Raw genomic sequence first — 21,281 nt, forward strand, 5'->3', positions numbered from 1 at the left:
TTACTAAAATTGTCAACTGGGTAAACATGAAAACAAACTTTGATAAAAAGAAGGCATTGGGCGTTTTTGCTCAATATGGCTTCCGAAAGACCTCAGTCGGTGACGTTGCAAGCGCGGTCGGCCTCTCACGCCAATCGCTCTACAAAAAGTTTGGAAGTAAGGAAGAGTTGTTCCAGACCATAATCGAGGAGTATTCTGAAGAGGTTGGGCTCCAGGCACTGGATATTCTCGAAGAAAAGACCAATGACTCCAAATCTCGCATCCTACGCGCTTTGGACACGATCATAGGTCAGCATGTCGATCTGATGAGAAACTCTGTCCATGGCGCTGAACTGGTTCAGATGGGTGAGCAGGTTATGTCTGCCGTTGGTAAAGGCATCATGCCTCGGGTCATGCTCAAAATTGCGGATGTGATCCTGGAGACGCATGAGAACCGAAGCAAAGAGCAAGCAGAAGACGACGCCTTCATCCTCTACACCCTCGCCAAGGGGCTCTCTCTAACGGTCTCAAACTACGCAGAATATAAATCAGGCATCACCAGAGCTGTAAACCGCCTACTAGACTAAGAACCAGTAGTCTTTGAAAGCTTAGTGATACTGCCCCCACAGCTCCTCACGTAAGCTTTTAACAGCATCCTGAGCATTCTCCAGCAACGGATAGATGCTCAGCACATGCTGAAACACTTCAAGTGCCTTATCGTTCTTTCCAGTTTTCCGAAGGATCATGGCAAAACCTGAGAGCGCAGGATAATGGCGCGGCTCGATCCGAAGCACTTGCTCAATGTCAGCAAGTGAACGCCCCAGATCCTCTTTCAAGAAATATACGGTCGCCCGGCGGTTCCACCCTTCCACATATCCGGGATCTAAACGAACAACCGCATCCAGCAAATCAAGCGCTAAACCGTATTCTTTCCCCTCAATGGCTTTAGCAGAACGCATCATAAGCAGATCAAGCGTATGACTCCCAGACTGCATGAAGAGGCTATGTATGCGCCGTGAGATCGATTGCGCATTACCCAATGTATCCGCATCCCTCAGTTCAAGGAACAAGGCATCCAGAAGCTGCCCACGCGTGTAGTGAGCGGGTACACCATGCCCAGGTGCAGACCGCCCTATCTGAGCAGGACCGCCAGCAGGGCCATTAAGAGCAGCCTCAGGGCCGGTATTGAGCTTAGAATGCCCCTTTAGCCCACGAGTGACCTGAGCCTCTACGGGACCCACAACAGCCACAACACGCTCAAAAGCACCTAAACGCTCCACTCCCACCACAAGCAGCAGGAAACACGCAAGCGCGACAGCACCACAAGCGCCAACACAACGCCTCAACCTGTCAGATTGTCGAGAAAAAGAACCCCCTACCGAGAAACCGGAGAGCTGAAGTTGTAGAAACGTCGATGCCCCTGTGACGGAGCTGTTTGGGCGAGCAAACAAAAAAAACCGCATGGCAAAAGCATCTCACTTTTGCCATGCGGCTCGCAACTCTTAGAACCAAGGGTTTTTCGCGCTGTTTTAGTTTAAATCAGCGCAGAAAACTTAACCCTGACGTGCTTTAAAGCGTGGGTTCTTTTTGTTGATGATGTAAACACGACCCTTGCGGCGTACCATCTGGTTATCACGATGGCGGCCCATGAGTGCCTTAAGAGAATTCTTAATCTTCATTATCCTACCCCCGGTTAGGGTCAATTTTATAGGGATCCTGAAGTACCACGATCCGCCAGTGAAAAGAGGCGCTAAGCGCCTCATTAGTACAACCTCTGATCTCGCCGCGCTGCATTCTTACGAAGCGGCGCAGGACCAAGATCGAGGTCCGCTCCGCCGGATATACATCAAGGATGTTAACCGACGAAAAATGGTGGGCGTGACAAGGATCGAACTTGTGACCCCTACGATGTCAACGTAGTGCTCTCCCGCTGAGCTACACGCCCGAAACTTTCAAAGAAGCTCGTCCGTCAGCGCTTAAACGCTGCGGTGGAGAGGCGTATAAGAGGAATTTTGGGAACGTGCAAGTCCAAAAATGGAAATTTGCTATCTCTTTCCACATTCACCCCTCAAAACTAACTAAACAAGCATTTTTTCCACTTCGCGTACCAAATCTTTTAAGTGAAAAGGCTTGGAAAGAACCTTTGCATCCTGAGGTGCCTTGGAATCAGGATTAAGCGCAACAGCAGCAAATCCTGTGATGAACATAACCTTCAGGTCCGGATCAAGTTGAGTAGCTTTACGAGCCAACTCAATACCATCCATCTCTGGCATCACAATGTCAGTTAGCAATAGGGCAAAGGGCTCTTCGCAAATACGTTCGTATGCGCTCTTTCCATTATCAAAGGAAACAACAGTGTGCCCAGCCTTCTCAAGTGCCTTGGACAAGAACTGGCGCATGTCATTATCGTCTTCCGCGAGCAGAATTCGAGACATGTTCGACAACCTTAAAACTCCAGGTGCAGCGACGGGGTTCTCTTTTCAGAGCCCTCCCGTAAATAAATAGAATATGTCAGACGCACTCGCCCCTCGCAATCCGACAGATTCCGAATACTGTACGCTGTTAGGAACAGGAAACTACTCGGGAATACCTGTCAAAACAATAGGGACAAATGAAACAGGTTCACTTCTAAAGAGACTTCTGCGTCAACTGAGGGTCCAGCGCCACACCGCCCCCTCAAACTACGCAAAAACTCGCGCATCTCTTGCCTATTTCATAAGCAAACTTTCAAATGTCTAGCCCATACGCAGATCTCGTTCTATAGTGAGCGGGATTGCGGTGATTAAGGAATGTAGGCTCTGTGACAGTTTTGGAAGATCATCAGATTAAGGCGATAGCGAACTACAGCAGTGCGCTTGACACCGGAGATCAGGTACCCGCATTTGAGGTACTCTCCCCAGATGAACATTCTGTCCCTTTTATTTTTAACAGCCCCCACTCCGGGCGCGCGTACCTTTCGTCGTTCCTTCAAGCCTCTCGATTGGACACCACCCAGATCAGACAAAGCGAGGATGCATTTGTCGATCTTCTCATCAAGGATGTCGAGCAGCTAGGTGCACCGGTTCTAAAAGCCAACTTCCCGCGTGCTTACCTTGATGTGAACAGAGAGGCCTATGAGCTCGATCCAAAGATGTTTGAAGGCAAGCTCCCCAAGCACATCAACTCGCGCTCTCTGCGTGTTGCAGGAGGTCTTGGAACCATCGCCCGCATTGTGGGTGAGCGCAGAGAAATCTACCACACGCGTATTCCGGCAGAAGAAGCGCTGGATCGCATTGAGCAAGTCTACAAGCCCTACCACAACACCCTGCGTGGCCTTTTAAGCAACGTACAGGACAAGTTTGGTCTCGCAGTCCTGGTAGACTGCCATTCAATGCCATCCGCCAACTCAAACAAAAACCACGACCCCAAAGCCGACTTCGTCATTGGGGATAGGTTCGGGACCAGCTGTTCTGCCTGGCTTTCATCCTGTGCAGTCGGACTGTTGCAAAACATGGGCTATAACGTAGCTCTCAATCGCCCGTATGCTGGCGGCTACATCACAGAAAACTACGGCAAGCCAGAACGCGGCGTGCACGCGCTGCAGGTTGAGATCAACCGAGCACTCTACATGGATGAGCACACCCACCAGCCACACTCAGGTTTCCATGACCTGCGCAAAGACCTGATGGAGTTCATTACTGCCTTGGTCGAGATGGTAACGGAAAGCTTTACCAGAGAAACTCTGGCTGCAGAATAACCTGCAGCCCCAGTCCATACTGCCTAAAAACCAAGCCAGTAGTCGTAAAGCCTCTCAATATCTGAGGAACACATAAGAGGCATGGCCCCTTTCAGGACTTCATCTGTCCAATCCCACCATTTCATCTCCAATAGCATCTGAACCTGCTCTTCAGAAAAGCGGGAGCGCACAACTGTTGCAGGATTACCGGCCACAACGGCATATGCTGGTACATTCTTAGTCACGACAGCACGGCTGCCAATCAATGCGCCGTTACCGATCTGCACACCCGGCATGATCATCGCTTCAGAACCGATCCAGACATCATTGCCAACACATGTTGAACCTGCAGGCTTGAAACCGTCCTGAGCTCCTTCAAAAGCAGGCTCATCAAAATAGTGAAATGGAAACGTTGTGGCCCATTCAGGACGATGCCCCTGGTTACCGGCCATCATAAACGCTGCCCCTGAACCGATAGAGCAATACGCACCGATAATCAGCTTGTCTTGCGTCTCTTCATCTGAGCGTAGGTATCGAGCACACTCATCAAAGCTGTGGCCGTGATAATATCCAGAATAGTAGGAATGCTTTCCAACAATAATATTGGGATTAATCACCTGCTCCTGAAGCGGGATCCCCTTAAACGGACTCTCAAAAAAATTCGGCACCTTGTTCTCCCCTTGCCTGCACCTCCCTACGACGGAGAACATTAACAACCAGACAAAAAAAAGGCCGCTCTCAACTGGAGGCGGCCCTTAGTCTAGGGAGGAAACGCCCTTCGCGAAGGGCGGCGCAGACACTGAATGTCGCGCTGCAACAAGACTCGCATCGCATCGCAAACACGTCAAGCATTCAGCGCAGTAATCAAGCTGTTCCTATACGAATTGGCCAGTTTGTATCCTTGAGACAACACCCTGATTTTTCAGGGATCATAGCCGTTGGTATGAGTTTCACGCGATAGTTTAGCAGTAAGTCGTAGACACCAATGCGTGGCTTCAACAAGAGCATTCTCAAACTAAAACCGGCCTCAGAGCCATAGGCATTTGCACTTTTCCAAATCCTGACTATGGTGCGCATGCAATTGACTGCTCCTACCGGATAAATTGATATGACCTCTTCCAGTTCTGATTACGCCTTTCTTCACAAACTTGCTGACGCGGCAGATGCTAAAACCATGCAGCACTTCCGCAGCGGCTACGAAGTAGACAACAAACTGGAAGCAGGCTTTGATCCAGTCACTATCGCGGATCGTTCAGCAGAAGAAGCAATCCGCACGGTTCTGGAAGCAGAGCGCCCGGATCACGGTATCATCGGCGAAGAATATGGCAAAGTCCGCGAAGATGCCGATAATGTCTGGGTTCTTGATCCAGTCGACGGCACACGCTCTTTCATCTGCGGCACCCCGTTGTGGGGCACACTGATTGGCCTCAGAACCAACGGTAAAGCGTCTCAAGGCATCATGAGCCAGCCGTATAACAGCGAGCGCTTTTGGGGCGATTGCAACGAAGCTTTTATGACTGGTCCGCTCGGCAAGCGTGTTCTGAAAACCCGCAGCTGCGCATCCTTGTCAGAGGCAATCATCACCACGACCGAGCCAGCCTTGTTCAATGAAGTCGAGCGCCCGGTATGGGACACGATCTGCGCAGAAGCTCGCCTCACCCGCTACAGCACAGATTGTTACGGCTACGCCATGGTGGCAGCAGCAGGCTTTGATGCAGTCATTGAGACCGGCATGAACACCTACGACATTCTTGCCCTGATCCCAATCATCGAAGGCGCTGGTGGTTTTGTCACCAACTGGACCGGAGGCAATGCAGCAGACGGCGGGCAAGTGCTTGCCACAGGCGACAAGCGCCTCCACGATGAGCTGCTCACCAAACTGGCGCAAGTAGCTGTTTAATCCGCACTTCCCGGAATAAATGCATCAAATGCAGCCCAGAACTGCTCACGATAAGGATCTCGCTCCATTAGAATCTCATGGCGAGATCCTCGAATCTCCAGAAAACTCATACCTGGGCAAGAGCGACAGACTTCTTCTGCATCGTCAGTCGAGACGATCTGATCCTTTCCCGCGCCGATGACTAAAGATGGCACGCCGAATTCAATCTGAAATTCAGGCTCTCTAAAGCGCTCTGTCGCCAATCCCATAGCACGGAACCAGCTCACCGTCGGAGAACCCAGCCCCAACTGAGGCGCCTCTTCAAGAATAGCATTCATCCGCTTAAAGCGATCAGGATCAGACGTGAGCGTATTACCGTCATAGTCGACAAGGATCTTGTCATTGCCGCCGGGAACAAAAGCGTTCCCCATGCCAACCCAGACAAGCGTCTTGGCAAGCGCACCTGCCATCTTGACCATACGCCCCTTCATCGCAAGGCCGACGAGGGGAGCTGTTAGCACCGCGCGGTCAATCTTGGTCTTCAGCCGCCGGTTAGCATGCATAACCACAGCGCCACCGGTTGAGTGCGCCAGAAGGAAGTGCGGCCCAGGGCAATCAGAAAGCGAGACATTGTCCAAAACAGCGTGCAAATCCAGAGCAAACTCATCAAAGCTCTCAACGTGGCCACGTCGCTCGTTCTTCAACAAACGCTCAGAACCACCCTGCCCGCGCAGATCAAAAGCCACCACATAGAACCCACGCGCCCGCAGTTCCTCAACAACCTCAAAGTATTTCTCAATAAACTCGGTACGGCCTTGGACAACAGTCACAGTCCCCTTGAGCGGAGACGCGGTCGGAGCCCAGCGTGCCCAACGGATTTTCACGTTGTCTTCTGTCTGGATAAAACCAGACTCCGTTCCCTCTGGAACCCGATTGAAATCCGTGTTGACCAGTACCATCAGCGCGTAACCTCTAGTTCTCTCACTCTCAATTTGATAGCCTTTCCAAGCAACAGGCCGCAACCGCAATTTCTGGAAGTTTTTCCATCTCAGTACGCGGTAACAAGGATATTTACATGCAAGACACAGACCTAACATCTGTTTCCCACGAGATTACCAGCCTAGCTCAGCTCGAAGAGCTCTATGGAAGCCCGAAACAAATCTCTATCGATAAAGAAGTCGGCTATATTTCTCAGCACTACAAAACCTTTATCGAAACCTCTCCTTTCTTCGCACTCACAACTGTTTCTGAAGAAGGCACCGACTGCTCTCCACGTGGGGACCCTGCAGGCTTTGTAAAGGTCATTGATGAAAAAACCATCGAGTTTCCGGACCGTCGCGGCAACAACCGCATCGATAGTTTACGTAACATCGTTCAGGATCCACGCGTCTCTTTGCTGTTTATGATCCCTGGTGTCGGTGAAACCATCCGCATCAACGGAAAAGCCAAAATCTCTGCAGACCCATTCCGGCTGGAAGCTCATAAGATAGAAGGTAAACTGCCGAAATCTATCATGGTTGTCACAGTCGAAACCATCTACTACCAGTGTCAGAAAGCCATCTACCGCTCAGGCCTATGGACGGAAGATGCGAAGGTAGACCGCAAAACGGTTCCAACTGCCGGACAAATGGCGCAAGCACTGTCAAAAGTGGAGTTTGACGGCGACGCCTATGACAAGGCTTATCCGGGGCGCATTAAAGAGACAGCATACTAGAGCCCAAACACCGAAAGACCTGCCTTGATCGCAAAGAGGCAGGTCAGACGGACAAACAGATTAAGATCTCGGGAATGCCCCTTAGTACCCCAAATAACGGTACTTGATGATCCAACCACTATAGGCATCTACAACCAACCGTGCCCGGTGTTGCCCCTGCCAGCTGGCTTTTACAATATACACGTCGCCCTTACGTTTTACTTTTTTGAAGTTCCGGTAACCCCAGGCCCGTAGACGGCGTTTCACCTGCTTCTTGTTCAATGCATGGTGTTGCCCATGTCCCCAATGACGGTTCTTCTTATAGTGAGCCTGCGTGACCTGAACGCTTACGTTTGGTCCATCGTAGGTGAATTGAGCGCCTGCATTTGCCGGAACCGCCGCACCAGAAACTCCCAGAGCAACAACAGCTGCAGCGGCCAGTCCGGTTACTTTTTTCTTCAAAGCATTCATCTGTTCTCTCCTTGTCGGCAATAGGGTTTGCCTGAATACAAGGAGAACGTAACAAGGCGCGGATGTACGGGATCAGAAGCGCCTGTTCAGGTTCTGTTAATCTGAAAATGCGGGCATCATTCCAGCAAAAACACCTATTTTGAAAAAAACTCTTGAAACTTATTCGCCCCGTCCCCATCTCAAAATCACAGGCGCCACAGAGTGGGTCTGACACCGCTTAGAACCTTCGCCACGAATGGGAAGGCACTGTAAGCAAAAGAAAATTTCATCGTCCGCGCGCTTTGCGGCGAATGGTGAACGTTGCTCAGATGACCAGTTGGTCACACAAAAGAGGACACATAAAATGCGTCATTTCGATCTTACCCCCCTCTACCGTTCCACTGTTGGTTTCGACCGTCTTTTCTCCATGCTGGATTCAGGAACGGAACAACAGGGCTCAGCCTATCCTCCTTACAACATTGAGCGCACAGGAGAGAGCGCATACCGCATCTCCATGGCAGTCGCCGGTTTTAAGGAAGATGAACTGACGATTGAAGCTAAAGAACATGTCTTGACTGTTTCCGGCGAGAAAAAGCCTGAAAGCGACGAAAAAGAAGTTCTCTACCGGGGTATCGCCTCCCGCGCTTTTGAACGCCGCTTCCAGATCGCCGAGTATGTGAAAGTGATTGGTGCAAGTCTGGAGCACGGATTGCTCCACATTGACCTCATCAGAGAAATTCCTGAGGCAAAAAAACCGCGCAAAATCAACATCACCGCTGGAGACAAAAAAGAACACAAACAAATTGAAGGCGAAACAGTAGCTCACTAAAGCAGCCCCAAGCCCTCGCGAGGACCTTCCTCCCAAACTCCCACCCTCGCGAGTGGCCACCCTTGTAACATTCTAGATTTTCTGATGTCTCTCCAAGATTGATTGGCACGCCCCTGCCAATCAATCTCACTCAAATCAACAGGTTCCTCCTCCGCAATCCTCCTATGCGGATTTGTCTGGCTGCCTCTCCCCCCAGTAAGGGCCAGACACAATCAACGCCCCGCTTGCCCCAGCGGGGCGTTCTTTTATGCGCGCTTCAGCAAGCACAAAGATACTCTCTCTGCATCTGTTTCTATTTTCTGGAATTTCTGCGTTCCCTACGACCACTCAGCCACTTAAGAATTATCGAGTGGTAAGTTACACGCAAAATAAGAAGGGTAGGTTAGTTCACTTAAGGCCTTGCCTTGAACCCACTGGACTGACACCGCAAGGGTTGGCCTCTAACACCCTTGCTAACCCCTTGCAGGTGCCCCGCTGGTCTGCGGATTTATATCCCTCCGCAGACCAGCATTCTATGCTGCATTGCTCGACACTGCAATCATAAGATGCAATCGCGATACAGGCTGTTTGACGCAATTACCCACGCAGATGCGTCAGAAACTCGTCTACCATCTCTGGTGTGGTCGCAAAGCAGGTCACCAAGCGAAGGAACACTTCATCTTCTGAGACGAAATCCGCTGGAATATCATAAAACTTCGCACCGGCAGCTTCCAGACGTGCCGCCTGTGCTTTGGTGAACACAGGGAACAGTTCATTGGCCTGTGGTTCGATCGGCAATCGCACGCCTTCAATATCGCGCATACCATTGGCAAGACGCATACACATCGCGTTAGCGTGACGTGCTGAAGCCAGCCAGTCATCGTCCTTCAGGTAACCTTCAAATTGCGCAGAAATAAAGCGCGCCTTTGAGAAGACCTGAGCAGCCCGCTTGCGCAAATATTCAAAGCCCTCGGACTCTTCAGGGTTGAAGAACACAACAGCTTCTGCACACCAACAACCGTTCTTGGTACCACCGAAGGACAGAACATCCACGCCGGCTTTCCATGTCATCTCCGCAGGAGAGACATCCAAAGACACCAACGCATTCGCAAAACGGGCGCCATCCATATGCAACGGCACATTCCGGGAATGGGCCACATCTGCCAGTGCCTGAATTTCATCAAGCTGGTAGATGGTCCCAAACTCTGTCACCTGAGAGATGGATACCGCAGCAGGACGGCCATGCATCGGATTGTTATCCGGCACCTTGTCCATCGCTGAACGCAGCGCATCAGGCGTAAGTTTGCCATGTTCGCCACCAATACCAATCAGCTTGTTACCAGCTGTAAAGAACTCCGGAGCGTGACACTCATCAACATTGATGTGTGCATCTTCATGACAAAACACTGCCCCACCCGGCTTCGCATAGGTCGCAAGCGCCAGGGAATTGGCTGCTGTTCCTGTAGAAACCAAAAACACAGCAACTTCTTTTTCAAAGAGATCATTGAATTGCTGCTCAATAGAGCGGCTCAATGGATCAACCCCATAAGCGGTGGCAAAGCCGCTTGTATGGTTCGCAAGTGCAGTCATAACTGCACTCGTCGCACCTGCCCAGTTGTCACTCGCAAAAATCATAGGATTTGAATAACAACAAACCGAGGGAACTCAAGCCATTTTTGGCTTATAGGGCGGTGCTCTCCGCCATAAGCTCTCTAGGTCAACAGCACTTGTACAGAGTCTTTGTGCAGTCGATCCTTCTGAGCATCCGTTTTCAGTGTCAAAACAAGCGGACAATGATCAGAAACCTCAGGCTTTTGAAGCACTTGAAAGTCCATAATCTCGTCAACCCGATCGATCAGCATGTAATCGGCAAATTTTCCCGGCTTTTTGTAATGGGAGTTCCGCGTGGTTTCGATCTCATAATGATTGACCAACTCAACAAAGCCATCGTCTTCCAACAAACGAATGGTCTCACTGCCAGGCTCTACATTAAAATCTCCACACACCACTCTTAGATCACCGGGCTCAGAAACCGCCTGCGAAATATTGAGCAACCGCTTCGCTTGTTCAAAGCGTTCTAGCGTGTCCTTCTTACCATTCAAGTCACGCAGGCCATGCATATGGGTGATACTCACGGCACGATCTGTTGTATAATCATAAACACGAATTCCATGCGCACTGCGAGAGCGTGGATGGTCTCCATAACTTTCCGCAGCATAACCTTTGTGCACAAATCCCTGCACCTGACCAACGATGGGATAGGAACGATGCACAAACGTGGCCAGACCCCATTGAGATGAGATAGTCTGCTCTTCATCCCACAGCACACCCTGAGCAGCAGGACAAAAGGCGGCAACATGCTCAGGCAGTGCCGCACACACATCACGGAAGAAATTTGCCCGCTGAGGTAAGACGTGATCGCCATCCCTATAAGTCAGCCAGTCCTTATCGCTTTCCGGTGTATGAACCACCTCTTGCAGACAAAGAACATCAGGCACAGCCTGAGATAAATACGGCAGCAAGTCAGAGTAGAGCGTCCCTCCCCAACCATTCAAGCACATGATCTGCAACACGATCTCCCATAGTTCTGAGTGCGCATGCTCCAGTCATATACGCAAACGAAAAAGAGCGTATCACTTCAACAGTGATACGCTCTAATATCTATACGCAAACCCGCAGGTTTGTCAGGCTCTCAGTGTAACCTTATGCGTGGCTCTTAGTGTCTGAAACACCAGTTTCGTGGTGAATGCCAAACCATTTGCCCAGCACCCAGTCCAACGAGAACACGCCAGGACCACGGATCACAAGCACAGTTGCCAGGAAGATCCATAGCGCGCGCTGATCAAAGATCAAAGCAGATGGATGACGATCAAACAGTGCACCAATTGTTGGCATATCAACGCCATGACCAACCACATCCACTATGGACATAACAATCACGAAGCCAATGAAACCAATGCTTGCGGCACGAGTAAACAAGCCGACAACAATCAGTACCGGAATGATAACTTCACCCCAAGTTCCCAAAAGCACAATCAGGCCATATGGGAAAAACGGGATCTGAGAGATATCGTATCCAGCCGCCTCGGTAATATGCGGCAAGATCTGCGCATATGCACCGGTTGAAGGAAACAGGAATCCAAGCGCACCATCACCAAACTTGGTTAGCGCCGAATTCCAGAAGTACATAAACAGGACGCCTGCGAAAAGAAAGCGCGCAGACAAGCCGAGAAACCAGCCTTCAGTTACGCGCTCCAGCCAGCCAAATACGCCCTGGTATAAATTTACAAGCATTCTCATCGGATTCCTCCTCTGGTGCTTTCCACCACTCGGGGGCCTTACCGCCCGGCCCCTCGCAATCAATATTAAGCTTTGACGTCCACGCTCGCGAACACGCGTGCGCTCAGCAGGCAGCCCAATGCCTGCGACAGATCAAAGAATTTGTAAGAGGATGAAACCGCTTCTGCAGCTTCTCCCAATGTCTTGCCAAAGAACAGTAAATCAGCGAATGCCGCTACGTCCTGAGCCAATCCGGTCAGTGTCACGTCCATATCTGGTCGGCAAATCAAAATCACTTGATCAGCCTCTGGAGTGATGCCTTCCACATCTTCCGAGCGGTTCTGTTTCCAGATCTCGCTAAGCGGAAAACGGGAGTAAATCAGTCTATGTGCAGGGATAGGGGTAAACACCGCATCCCCTAGTTTTGCTGGATCAATCTTGGATAACACATCCGGCGCAACAGGCGTCGCATTTGGCCCGTGGTAAACACGCAGCCATGCCCATTCCAGCGCAGCAACATCTTTCAGATAGGGATAGTCCGCGAGTGGAGGAAACGCACCAATGAACTCAGAGAACTTGCCCCCAAACTCACTCAGTACCGGCTGCTCTGGCGGATGCTTACGAACGAACTCCGCAGCAAGTGCCCGGAAATAATCACGCCCAACCAAATCATATACTGCTGGAAAGTTGGCAGCCATCGCATCAATCAAGCTCGCCATTACGTTATTGCGATAAACGCCATAACGCTTCTCAGAGGGATGACCATCACGCCCTACAACCCCATCGGGCACAGGCACAGCTGGATTCATCAGCCCATCCGAAAACATGTCAAAACCTTGCATGTTCGACTGCAAATCCTGCAAAGGAACGCCAAAACCTTTCAACGCAATCTTTTCCTTAGTGCTATCAGGCGCTTGGGACATGATCACCCCGCTTCTCAGCGGCTTGAGCCTGCGTCTCAATGTGAGATTGTATCACCACATCCGCCTGTTCAGCTTCATAAGCGAGAATTTCCCAGGTCGGAATATTCGCATCCCACTCAATAAGAGTTGGCTGAGGGCCTGTCCGGTCAATTGTCCGCGCATAAAGCGCCCACACAGGATCAGCAACTTTACGATCATGTGCATCGATTAGAAGAGGATAGCCCAGCTCATCTGTTTCTGGTGCATGCCCGCCAAGGTGAATTTCCTGTACGTGCTCAACCGGGAATCGGTCCACATAATCTTCAGGAGAACCACCAGAGTTCGTCGCAGAAACAAAGACATTGTTCACGTCCAGCAGCAATCCGCAGCCAGTTCGTTTTACAATCTCGCGAAGAAACTCAGTTTCTTCATAGGTGCTCTCCTTGAAGATCACATAAGCACTTGGGTTTTCAAGCAACATCTGACGACCAAGGAAGGTCTGCACTTCATCAATATGGTCGACGACCTGCTGCAATGTCACCTCAGTGTAAGGCAGAGGCAGAAGATCATTGAAATACTCGGTGTCGTGTGTTGACCAGGCCAGGTGCTCACTGAAAAGGCCCGGATCATAACGATCAGCGACATCTTTCACGCGAGAAAGGTGCTCTTTGTTCAGCGGATCAGCTCCGCCAATAGACAACCCGACACCATGAAGAGAGATAGGATAATCACGCCGGATCGCTTCAAGGTAACCGTGTGGAGGACCACCAGCACCCATATAGTTTTCCGCATGAATTTCGAAGAAGCCCATGTCAGGCTTGTCATTGAGAATACGATGATAATGATCAGCTTTTAAGCCCACGCCACCTCGTGCAGGTAGTTTTGCATTGACTCTTTGCGCACACATATCAGTACCTCGTTCTATATTATGACTTCTTCTTAAAGAAACACCGGAGGGGAAAAACCCGCCCCGGTGCAACGCAGTATATTGTAAAGTAAAGCGATTAGTGAGGCAGATCGCGGGAAAGTTCAGTCAAAGAACCTTTACGGTCACCTGGGACTTCAATGGATTCACATGTACCGGTTGGTACGAGGGTCCAAGCATTGCCCTGATAGTCAACAGTGGAAGTACCTGCACAAGTGGTGCCAGCGCCCGCTTTACAGTCGTTTTCACCAGCAAGGGAAACGCCGTAACATTTTTCTTTAGAAGCAGCTTCAGCAACAGTAATGTTTGCACCAGCTACAGCAGCAGTAACAGCGGTTGCAAGTACAGCAGCGGACAACGTTTTTTTGGACATTTCAAAACTCCTCAAATTGAAATTCGGCGATGTGTTCAACAGGTTTGGTTCGCCTCTGAAGACAGTTCTGACAAAAAACTCGATCAATGGGAAATCAAACACATGTTATTTTCACGCGATTAAATCAATAAAATGAGATCATCGTCCTCACAGGTTCGTGAATAGTTGAAATATTATTGCATCTAACTTGAGTTTTAGATGCCAATGCGACAATCGGCCTAATAAAATTAAAAGAATAGAAATAAAGACTTTCTGAAACGCTCTTGCTCTACCCTCTGAAATCTGGCATGTTCGCGACGCGGAAAAGGACAGGAGTGCTGTCCTTATTATCCCGCATGCGTTGATGACAATCTGGAAGACAGCTTCCAAGCGATCCACCTAAGAGATCCACACAACGCAAAAGAGAAGGATGTAGGCGCGTTCCCAACGCCGCGACATTCTCCCCCAAATGTGTGCCATGCGGACATATCGCAATGCACTCGCCAAAGGGGTAAGATAGATCGGAGGAAACTCCGAATGGGCGGCCCTATGTATAAAGAGGCCGTGCTTCATTCGACAGATCCGGGGCAAGCCGTGCCGGGGCTTCGAACGAGCCGCGAGGAAGACCTCCCCGCGACCCGAACGAGGAAGTGACCTTAACCGGTCACATTGAGATGAGCGAAAGTGAGGCCAAAAATGGCAGAAAAAGGAGGAAACACGATGCATATGAGTGGGGGGGAACCTATGAAAACCCGAGCTACCACCACAGGCACCGTTACGGAAAAACTCCGCACTGCTGCCACTGAGGGGCTTTACAATCCAGCCAAAGAGCACGATGCCTGTGGCGTCGGCTTTATAGCTAACCTCAAAGGCGCACAATCTCACCACGTGGTACAAAGCGGCCTTCAGATCGTTGAAAACCTGACACACCGCGGCGCAGTTGGCGCTGACCCATTGATGGGCGACGGTGCAGGTATGCTGACCCAGGTCCCACACGAGTTTTTCAAAGAAGAATGCTCGAAGATCGGATTCGATCTTCCAGAAGCTGGCGAATACGGCGTTGCGTTCTTCTTCCTTCCACAAGATAAAAAGCTCCGCGAGCAGTGCGAAAGCATCGTTGCGGAATGTGTTTCTGATGAAGGTCTAGAAGTATTAGGCTGGCGTGATGTTCCGGTCGACAACTCTTCTTTGTCGAAAGCACCGGATATTGCAGCGACAGAACCTGTTTCCCGTCAGTTGTTTGTAACTCTACCAAACAATACTGATGGCGATATTCTGGAGCGCCGCCTCTTTATCCTGCGCAAAGTGATCTCCAACGTAGTGCGCGAGAAATCTGAGGGCGTAGAAAAAGGCTTCTACGTCGTTTCCTTCTCCAGCCGCACCATCGTCTACAAAGGCATGTTCCTCGCGTACCAGCTTGGCGCTTACTATGACGATCTGCGTGATGAGCGCTTCATCTCTGCGTTGGCGTTGGTTCACCAGCGCTTCTCAACCAACACCTTCCCATCGTGGGATCTGGCTCACCCATACCGCATGGTTGCGCACAACGGTGAAATCAACACCTTGCGCGGCAACGTAAACTGGATGGCAGCCCGTCAGGCATCTGTATCCTCTCCTGCATTTGGTGACGACATCAACAAGCTATGGCCGATCTCTTACGAAGGCCAGTCTGACACAGCATGTTTCGATAACGCATTGGAATTCCTCACCACTGGCGGCTATTCCCTTGCGCATGCAGCTATGATGTTGATCCCGGAAGCATGGGCCGGTAACCCGCTGATGGACGAAAACCGTTGCTCTTTCTATCAGTACCATGCCTCTATCATGGAACCATGGGACGGACCTGCAGCAGTAGCCTTCACAGACGGTCGCCAGATTGGCGCAACACTTGACCGTAACGGTCTGCGCCCTGCTCGTTACATCGTCACTAATGATGACTTTGTGGTTATGTCTTCTGAAGTTGGGGTTCTCGACATTCCAGAAGAGAAGATCATCCAGAAATGGCGTCTCCAGCCGGGCAAAATGCTTCTGATCGATCTGGAAGAAGGCCGCATTGTTTCTGACGAAGAAATCAAGCGCCAACTCTCCACTGCCAACCCTTATAAAGACTGGCTTCACCGCACCCAGATGGTTCTTGAAGATCTGCCATCCGTTCGCGAGCGCGCGCCGGTTGCTGGTGAAACACTTCTCGACCGTCAGCAAGCCTTTGGTTACACGCAGGAAGACATCAAGCTTCTTATGCAACCAATGGCAACCGTTGGTCAGGAAGCACTGGGGTCTATGGGTACTGACACACCTGTGTCCGTCCTCTCAGACAAATCCAAGCTTCTGTACACCTACTTCAAGCAGAACTTTGCGCAGGTAACCAACCCGCCGATCGACCCGATCCGCGAAGAGTTGGTGATGAGCCTCGTGTCCTTCATCGGACCACGTCCAAACCTGTTTGATTTGAAAGGTCTTTCTACCTCCAAACGTCTGGAAGTGCGTCAGCCGATCCTCACCAATGCTGATCTGGAAAAAATCCGCGCCATTGGTGACATTGAAGACAATCAGTTCCAAACCAAGACCCTCGACATCACCTACTCTACTGAGAAGGGGACCGAGGGCATGGAAGGTGCTCTGGAGCGCTTGTGTGCCCGTGCTGAAAAGGCTGTTCATGGTGGTTACAACATCATCATCCTGTCTGACCGTGTAATCTCACGTGCCCGCATCGCAATCCCTGCACTGCTGGCGACAGCTGCCGTTCATAACTACCTGATCCGCAAAGGCCTTCGTACGTCAGTGGGTCTTGTGGTTGAAACGGGTGAAGCACGCGAAGTTCATCACTTCTGCGTTCTGGCCGGTTATGGTGCAGAGGCAATCAACCCGTACCTCGCATTCGAAACAATCCGTTCAATGCACTCTGAAGGGTCTTTCCCTGAGGAAGTGGATGAGCATGAAGTGGTCTCTCGCTACATCAAAGCCATCAACAAAGGTATGCTCAAAGTCATGTCTAAGATGGGCATCTCCACCTATCAGTCTTACTGTGGTGCGCAGATCTTTGATGCGGTTGGCCTGAATTCAGAATTTGTAGAAAAATTCTTCTTCGGTACAGCAACAACCATCGAAGGCATCGGCCTGAAAGAAGTTGCTGAAGAGACTGTTGTTCGTCACCACGATGCATTTGAGGACATTCCTGTTCTGCGTCGCTCGCTGGACGTTGGCGGTGAGTATGCATACCGGACCCGTGGCGAAAACCACATGTGGACCCCGGACAGCATCGCCACTCTTCAACATGCAGTACGCAACAACCTGCCTGAAAAGTATCTGGAATTCGCCAAGGAAGTGAACGAAGCCTCTGGCCGTTACACAATCCGTGGCATGTTCCGCATCAAATCAGCAGAAGAGCTGGGACGCCGTCCAGTCAACATCGATGAAGTTGAGTCCGCAGAAGACATCGTCAAGCGTTTCTCAACGGGTGCAATGTCTTTCGGCTCAATCTCTCGCGAAGCTCATACATCGCTTGCGATTGCCATGAACAAGATTGGCGGTAAATCCAATACTGGTGAAGGTGGCGAAGAAGCCGAACGCTTCAACCCACTGCCGGACGGATCTCCAAACCCAATGCGCTCTGCGATCAAGCAGGTTGCATCAGGGCGCTTTGGCGTAACAACCGAATATCTGGTTAACTCTGATATGATCCAGATTAAGGTCGCTCAGGGTGCAAAACCGGGTGAAGGCGGACAGCTGCCAGGCCATAAAGTGGATGCAGTGATCGCAAAGACGCGTCACTCCACACAGGGCGTAGGCTTGATTTCACCTCCTCCGCACCACGACATCTACTCAATCGAAGATCTGGCACAGCTGATCTACGATCTGAAGAACGTAAATCCAGAGGCAGATATCTCCGTCAAGCTGGTGTCTGAAGTTGGTGTTGGAACAGTTGCAGCAGGTGTTGCCAAAGCGCGCGCAGACCACATCACGGTCTCTGGCTTTGACGGCGGCACAGGTGCATCCCCACTCACCTCTTTGAAACACGCCGGTTCTCCATGGGAGATGGGTCTTGCTGAAACCCAGCAAACACTCGTTCTCAATGGCCTGCGTTCCCGTATCGCTTTGCAGGTTGATGGTGGTCTTCGCACAGGCCGTGACGTACTTGTTGGCGCTCTTCTGGGCGCAGATGAGTATGGCTTCTCAACTGCTCCGCTGATCGCAGCTGGTTGCTTGATGATGCGTAAGTGTCACCTCAACACCTGCCCGGTTGGTATTGCGACCCAGGATCCGGTTCTGCGGAAACGCTTTAAAGGCACTCCGGAACACGTCATCAACTACTTCTTCTATGTAGCGGAAGAACTTCGCGGATTGATGGCAGAACTCGGTGTCAGGAAACTGGACGAAATCATCGGTCGCTCCGACATGCTCGACAAAGAAACTGCAATCAATCACTGGAAGTCTGAAGGCCTTGATTTCTCAAGGATTTTCTATCGTCCAGATGCGACCCAGGAACAAAGCCGCTGGTCACAGCTTCAAGAGCATCCAATCAACGAAGTTCTGGATCGTGAACTCATTCGCAACGCGATGCCAGCACTCGAAAGCAAAGAAAAAGTTGAGTTCCCGGCAAAGATCAAGTCTGTTGATCGTTCCGTTGGCGCGATGCTTTCTGGTCAAATTGCTAAACGCTACGGTGCAAAAGGCCTCAAAGACGATACCATCCATATCTCTATGACAGGTACGGCTGGTCAGGCGTTTGGTGCCTTTGTTGCCAAGGGCGTGACGATCGATCTTGAAGGCGATGCAAACGACTATGTAGGCAAAGGCCTCTCAGGTGGTCGCATTATCGTACGCCCACCAGAGAACACCCGCATCGTGCCGGAAAACTCTATCATTGTTGGGAATACCGTTCTTTACGGAGCAACCAGCGGTGAAGTGTACTTCCGTGGTGTTGGCGGCGAGCGTTTCGCAGTTCGTAACTCCGGAGCAACTGCGGTTGTTGAGGGTGTTGGCGACCACGGATGTGAATACATGACTGGCGGTGTTGTTGTTGTAATCGGTCAGACTGGCCGTAACTTCGCAGCAGGCATGTCCGGTGGTGTTGCTTACGTATTGGACGAAGATGGTACTTTTGGCTCCCGTTGCAACCTTGCAATGGTAGACATTCAGCCCGTGCAAGAAGAAGACGACCTGCTCGAAAAGCTGCATCACCATGGCGGCGACATCGAGTACAAAGGACGTGTGGATCTGTCAGCTGACATGACACGCCACGACGACGAGCGTCTGCGTCTCATTCTTGAAAACCACGTGAAGTATACTGGTTCCACCAAAGCTCAGAATATTCTGAATGACTGGGAGAACTGGCGTCCGAAGTTTGTGAAAGTTATGCCGGTTGAATACCGTCGCGCGCTTCAGGAAATGAAAGCTGCGCGTCTGGGCCTCGCGGCTGCGGAATAAGAGGGGAAGACATGGGTAAGGTAACTGGCTTTTTGGAGATCGACCGGCAGGAGCAAAACTACCAGCCGGCATCAGATCGCATCCGCCATTTTCGCGAATTCACTGTCCCGCTCTCGCAGCCGGAAGTGGAGCGTCAGGCAGCTCGTTGTATGGATTGTGGTATTCCGTTTTGCCACGGTCCTGCCGGTTGTCCAGTAAACAACCAGATCCCCGATTGGAATGATCTGGTTTTCGCTGGCGACTGGGAAGAAGCATCACGCAATCTACATTCAACCAACAACTTCCCTGAATTCACGGGCCGTATTTGTCCTGCTCCATGCGAGGAAGCATGTACGTTGAATCTGGAAGACATTCCGGTCGCGATTAAAACTGTCGAACAAGCAATCGCTGATCGCGCCTTTAAGGAAGGTTGGATCAAGCCTGAACCAGCTGCGACCAAGACAGGTAAAACTGTTGCAGTTATTGGGTCTGGTCCTGCAGGTATGGCAGCTGCTCAGCAGTTAGCGCGCGCTGGTCACACAGTTCATGTTTACGAACGCGAACCAAGTGCTGGTGGTTTGATGCGATATGGTATTCCTGACTTTAAGATGGAAAAACACTATATCGACCGCCGTGTAGCACAGCTGGAAGGAGAAGGCGTAACCTTCCACTACGGTTGTGAAATCGGCAAAGACGTAGAGTTTGAAGAGATCCACACACGTCACGATGCAACACTGCTTTGCACTGGTGCAGAACGCCCGCGCGATCCAGGCATTCCAGGCATGGACCTCAAAGGTGCGATGTATGCGATGCCTTTCCTCGTACAGCAGAACCGCCGCGTTGGTGGTGAAGATGTATCGGGCGAAGAGCCATACTGGGCTGGCGGCAAACACATTGTTGTTGTTGGCGGTGGTGACACCGCATCTGACTGCGTTGGGACATCCTTCCGTCAAGGCGCTCTGTCTGTAACCCAGATGGACATCCGTCCAATGCCACCACTGAAGGAAGATAAGAACCAGTTCTGGCCATACTGGCCAACGAAGTTCCGTACCTCAACTTCTCAGGCTGAAGGCGCAGAACGTGAGTTTTCCGCGGCAACGCTCGAAATCGTAGGTGATGAAGACGGTCACGTAACAGGCGTAAAATGTGCTCGTGTAGATGAAAAACGTGTTCCGATTGAAGGAACCGAGTTCATTCTCAAGGCAGATCTTGTTCTTGCAGCCATTGGCTTCTCAGGCCCGAACATGGAAACTTACGTCAAAGAAGCTGGTGACGACCTGGAGCTGGACCCACGCACCAACGTGAAAGCAAACACCGAAGACTACAAAACCTCCATCAAAAAGGTCTTTGCAGCTGGTGACGTGCGCAAAGGCCAGTCCCTTGTGGTCTGGGCTATCCGCGAAGGTCGTCAGGCCGCTCGTTCAATCGACGAGTTCCTGACAGGTTCCTCCAACCTGCCACGCTAAACACAGCGGACAATCAAACAACAAAGCCCCGGAAAGGCCCGCTTTCCGGGGCTTTGTTGTTGCTTCATTCTTTCTCACTCATACATTCTGAGTTGAACTTGCAAGCACTAAAAGCACCGCATGGCCTCCCATGCAGTGGTGAAACGAGAATTCCCGAAGGTCGGGATGAGCAAGGCAGCAGGCAACACCTGCGCTACTTGTTAGAAATGAGTCTTTGGCATTGGCTACGCGCCTTGCCCGGGCATTTTGATATGGACAACATCGCCTCTTATCCTGAAAGACACGATAGCCAGTTTCCTGGAAAGACAACGGCTTTGCTTTGGCAAGTTTCCCGGCCTAAACAGGTCCTCTGTCCCTGACATTTATTGCTCTGACCAGCAAATGCCACTGCGTGATGCCCCTCAAGCTTGGGCCCTTCCTCTCAGAC

At 51.0% G+C, this 21,281-nt stretch carries 19 protein-coding genes and 1 tRNA gene; 7 read left to right on the forward strand and 13 right to left on the reverse strand.

Annotated features, from left to right (window positions below; all coding sequences use genetic code 11):
• The first annotated feature begins 26 nt into the window (after nucleotides 1-26).
• Nucleotides 27-566, forward strand: coding sequence for a TetR/AcrR family transcriptional regulator (locus tag PsAD46_RS26030; protein ID WP_057461810.1), 540 nt, complete (start codon nucleotides 27-29; stop codon nucleotides 564-566).
• 21 nt (nucleotides 567-587) lie between these two features.
• On the opposite strand, the gene PsAD46_RS26035 is transcribed toward PsAD46_RS26030, so the two are convergent.
• From PsAD46_RS26035 to PsAD46_RS26050, 4 genes are all read right to left on the reverse strand, one after another.
• Complete coding sequence (locus PsAD46_RS26035) at nucleotides 588-1,442, reverse strand: hypothetical protein (RefSeq protein WP_208982045.1); 855 nt, start codon at nucleotides 1,440-1,442, stop codon at nucleotides 588-590.
• 90 nt (nucleotides 1,443-1,532) lie between these two features.
• Nucleotides 1,533-1,658, reverse strand: coding sequence for a type B 50S ribosomal protein L36 (ykgO, locus tag PsAD46_RS26040; RefSeq protein WP_054662728.1), 126 nt, complete (start codon nucleotides 1,656-1,658; stop codon nucleotides 1,533-1,535).
• Between the two features lie 191 nt (nucleotides 1,659-1,849).
• Nucleotides 1,850-1,924: transfer RNA gene (locus PsAD46_RS26045), tRNA-Val, on the reverse strand.
• A 133-nt stretch (nucleotides 1,925-2,057) separates the two neighbouring features.
• Nucleotides 2,058-2,414, reverse strand: a complete 357-nt coding sequence (locus tag PsAD46_RS26050) for a response regulator (RefSeq protein WP_008551455.1) — start codon at nucleotides 2,412-2,414, stop codon at nucleotides 2,058-2,060.
• A 485-nt stretch (nucleotides 2,415-2,899) separates the two neighbouring features.
• Here PsAD46_RS26050 and PsAD46_RS26055 point away from each other — a divergent pair, with 485 nt between their 5' ends.
• A complete protein-coding gene (locus PsAD46_RS26055; protein ID WP_082596602.1) occupies nucleotides 2,900-3,715 on the forward strand; it encodes an N-formylglutamate amidohydrolase in 816 nt (271 codons plus the stop codon).
• Nucleotides 3,716-3,738: 23 nt separating this feature from the next.
• Here the strand turns inward: PsAD46_RS26055 and catB are convergent, their stop codons facing one another.
• Entirely contained in the window at nucleotides 3,739-4,362 is a 624-nt protein-coding gene (gene catB, locus PsAD46_RS26060; protein WP_063291063.1) for a type B chloramphenicol O-acetyltransferase, read from the reverse strand.
• 440 nt (nucleotides 4,363-4,802) lie between these two features.
• On the opposite strand from catB, the gene hisN reads away from it, so the two are divergent.
• Nucleotides 4,803-5,594 (forward strand): histidinol-phosphatase, encoded by a 792-nt coding sequence (gene hisN / locus PsAD46_RS26065; RefSeq protein WP_063291064.1) that lies wholly within the window; start codon nucleotides 4,803-4,805, stop codon nucleotides 5,592-5,594.
• Here hisN and PsAD46_RS26070 read toward each other — a convergent pair.
• Nucleotides 5,591-6,532 carry an alpha/beta hydrolase gene (locus PsAD46_RS26070; protein WP_063302802.1) on the reverse strand — a complete coding sequence of 314 codons (942 nt, stop codon included), beginning with the start codon at nucleotides 6,530-6,532 and terminating at the stop codon, nucleotides 5,591-5,593. The two genes, hisN and PsAD46_RS26070, sit on opposite strands and share 4 nt — an antisense overlap.
• Before the next feature lie 116 nt (nucleotides 6,533-6,648).
• On the opposite strand from PsAD46_RS26070, the gene PsAD46_RS26075 reads away from it, so the two are divergent.
• On the forward strand, nucleotides 6,649-7,287 hold the full coding sequence (locus tag PsAD46_RS26075; protein ID WP_063302803.1) for a pyridoxamine 5'-phosphate oxidase family protein: 639 nt from the start codon (nucleotides 6,649-6,651) through the stop codon (nucleotides 7,285-7,287).
• A gap of 81 nt (nucleotides 7,288-7,368) precedes the next feature.
• Here the strand turns inward: PsAD46_RS26075 and PsAD46_RS26080 are convergent, their stop codons facing one another.
• Nucleotides 7,369-7,737: a hypothetical protein gene (locus PsAD46_RS26080; protein WP_063308208.1), complete on the reverse strand. Its 369-nt coding sequence runs from the start codon at nucleotides 7,735-7,737 to the stop codon at nucleotides 7,369-7,371.
• Between the two features lie 343 nt (nucleotides 7,738-8,080).
• Between PsAD46_RS26080 and PsAD46_RS26085 the strand changes: the two genes are divergently transcribed.
• Nucleotides 8,081-8,545 carry an Hsp20 family protein gene (locus PsAD46_RS26085; protein ID WP_057461817.1) on the forward strand — a complete coding sequence of 155 codons (465 nt, stop codon included), beginning with the start codon at nucleotides 8,081-8,083 and terminating at the stop codon, nucleotides 8,543-8,545.
• Between the two features lie 576 nt (nucleotides 8,546-9,121).
• Here PsAD46_RS26085 and PsAD46_RS26090 read toward each other — a convergent pair.
• From PsAD46_RS26090 to PsAD46_RS26115, 6 genes are all read right to left on the reverse strand, one after another.
• Nucleotides 9,122-10,159, reverse strand: coding sequence for a low specificity L-threonine aldolase (locus tag PsAD46_RS26090; RefSeq protein WP_063308209.1), 1,038 nt, complete (start codon nucleotides 10,157-10,159; stop codon nucleotides 9,122-9,124).
• A 77-nt stretch (nucleotides 10,160-10,236) separates the two neighbouring features.
• Nucleotides 10,237-11,094 carry an endonuclease/exonuclease/phosphatase family protein gene (locus tag PsAD46_RS26095; RefSeq protein WP_063308236.1) on the reverse strand — a complete coding sequence of 286 codons (858 nt, stop codon included), beginning with the start codon at nucleotides 11,092-11,094 and terminating at the stop codon, nucleotides 10,237-10,239.
• 133 nt (nucleotides 11,095-11,227) lie between these two features.
• The gene (locus PsAD46_RS26100; protein ID WP_057461819.1) at nucleotides 11,228-11,818 is read right to left on the reverse strand and encodes a DoxX family protein; all 591 of its coding nucleotides are present in this window, start codon (nucleotides 11,816-11,818) and stop codon (nucleotides 11,228-11,230) included.
• A gap of 71 nt (nucleotides 11,819-11,889) precedes the next feature.
• The gene (locus tag PsAD46_RS26105) at nucleotides 11,890-12,726 is read right to left on the reverse strand and encodes a DNA-binding domain-containing protein (protein ID WP_063308210.1); all 837 of its coding nucleotides are present in this window, start codon (nucleotides 12,724-12,726) and stop codon (nucleotides 11,890-11,892) included.
• The gene (locus tag PsAD46_RS26110) at nucleotides 12,710-13,612 is read right to left on the reverse strand and encodes a DUF692 domain-containing protein (protein WP_063290279.1); all 903 of its coding nucleotides are present in this window, start codon (nucleotides 13,610-13,612) and stop codon (nucleotides 12,710-12,712) included. The genes PsAD46_RS26105 and PsAD46_RS26110 overlap by 17 nt, the downstream gene beginning before the upstream one ends.
• A gap of 97 nt (nucleotides 13,613-13,709) precedes the next feature.
• Nucleotides 13,710-14,003, reverse strand: coding sequence for a DUF2282 domain-containing protein (locus PsAD46_RS26115; protein ID WP_057461822.1), 294 nt, complete (start codon nucleotides 14,001-14,003; stop codon nucleotides 13,710-13,712).
• Nucleotides 14,004-14,726: 723 nt separating this feature from the next.
• Between PsAD46_RS26115 and gltB the strand changes: the two genes are divergently transcribed.
• Both gltB and PsAD46_RS26125 read left to right on the forward strand, forming a co-directional pair.
• Nucleotides 14,727-19,409, forward strand: coding sequence for a glutamate synthase large subunit (gltB, locus tag PsAD46_RS26120; RefSeq protein ID WP_084404546.1), 4,683 nt, complete (start codon nucleotides 14,727-14,729; stop codon nucleotides 19,407-19,409).
• A gap of 11 nt (nucleotides 19,410-19,420) precedes the next feature.
• Nucleotides 19,421-20,854 carry a glutamate synthase subunit beta gene (locus tag PsAD46_RS26125; protein WP_063290280.1) on the forward strand — a complete coding sequence of 478 codons (1,434 nt, stop codon included), beginning with the start codon at nucleotides 19,421-19,423 and terminating at the stop codon, nucleotides 20,852-20,854.
• The last annotated feature ends 427 nt before the right edge of the window (nucleotides 20,855-21,281 follow it).

Source organism: Pseudovibrio sp. Ad46 (genome assembly GCF_001623065.1).
Lineage (GTDB): Bacteria > Pseudomonadota > Alphaproteobacteria > Rhizobiales > Stappiaceae > Pseudovibrio.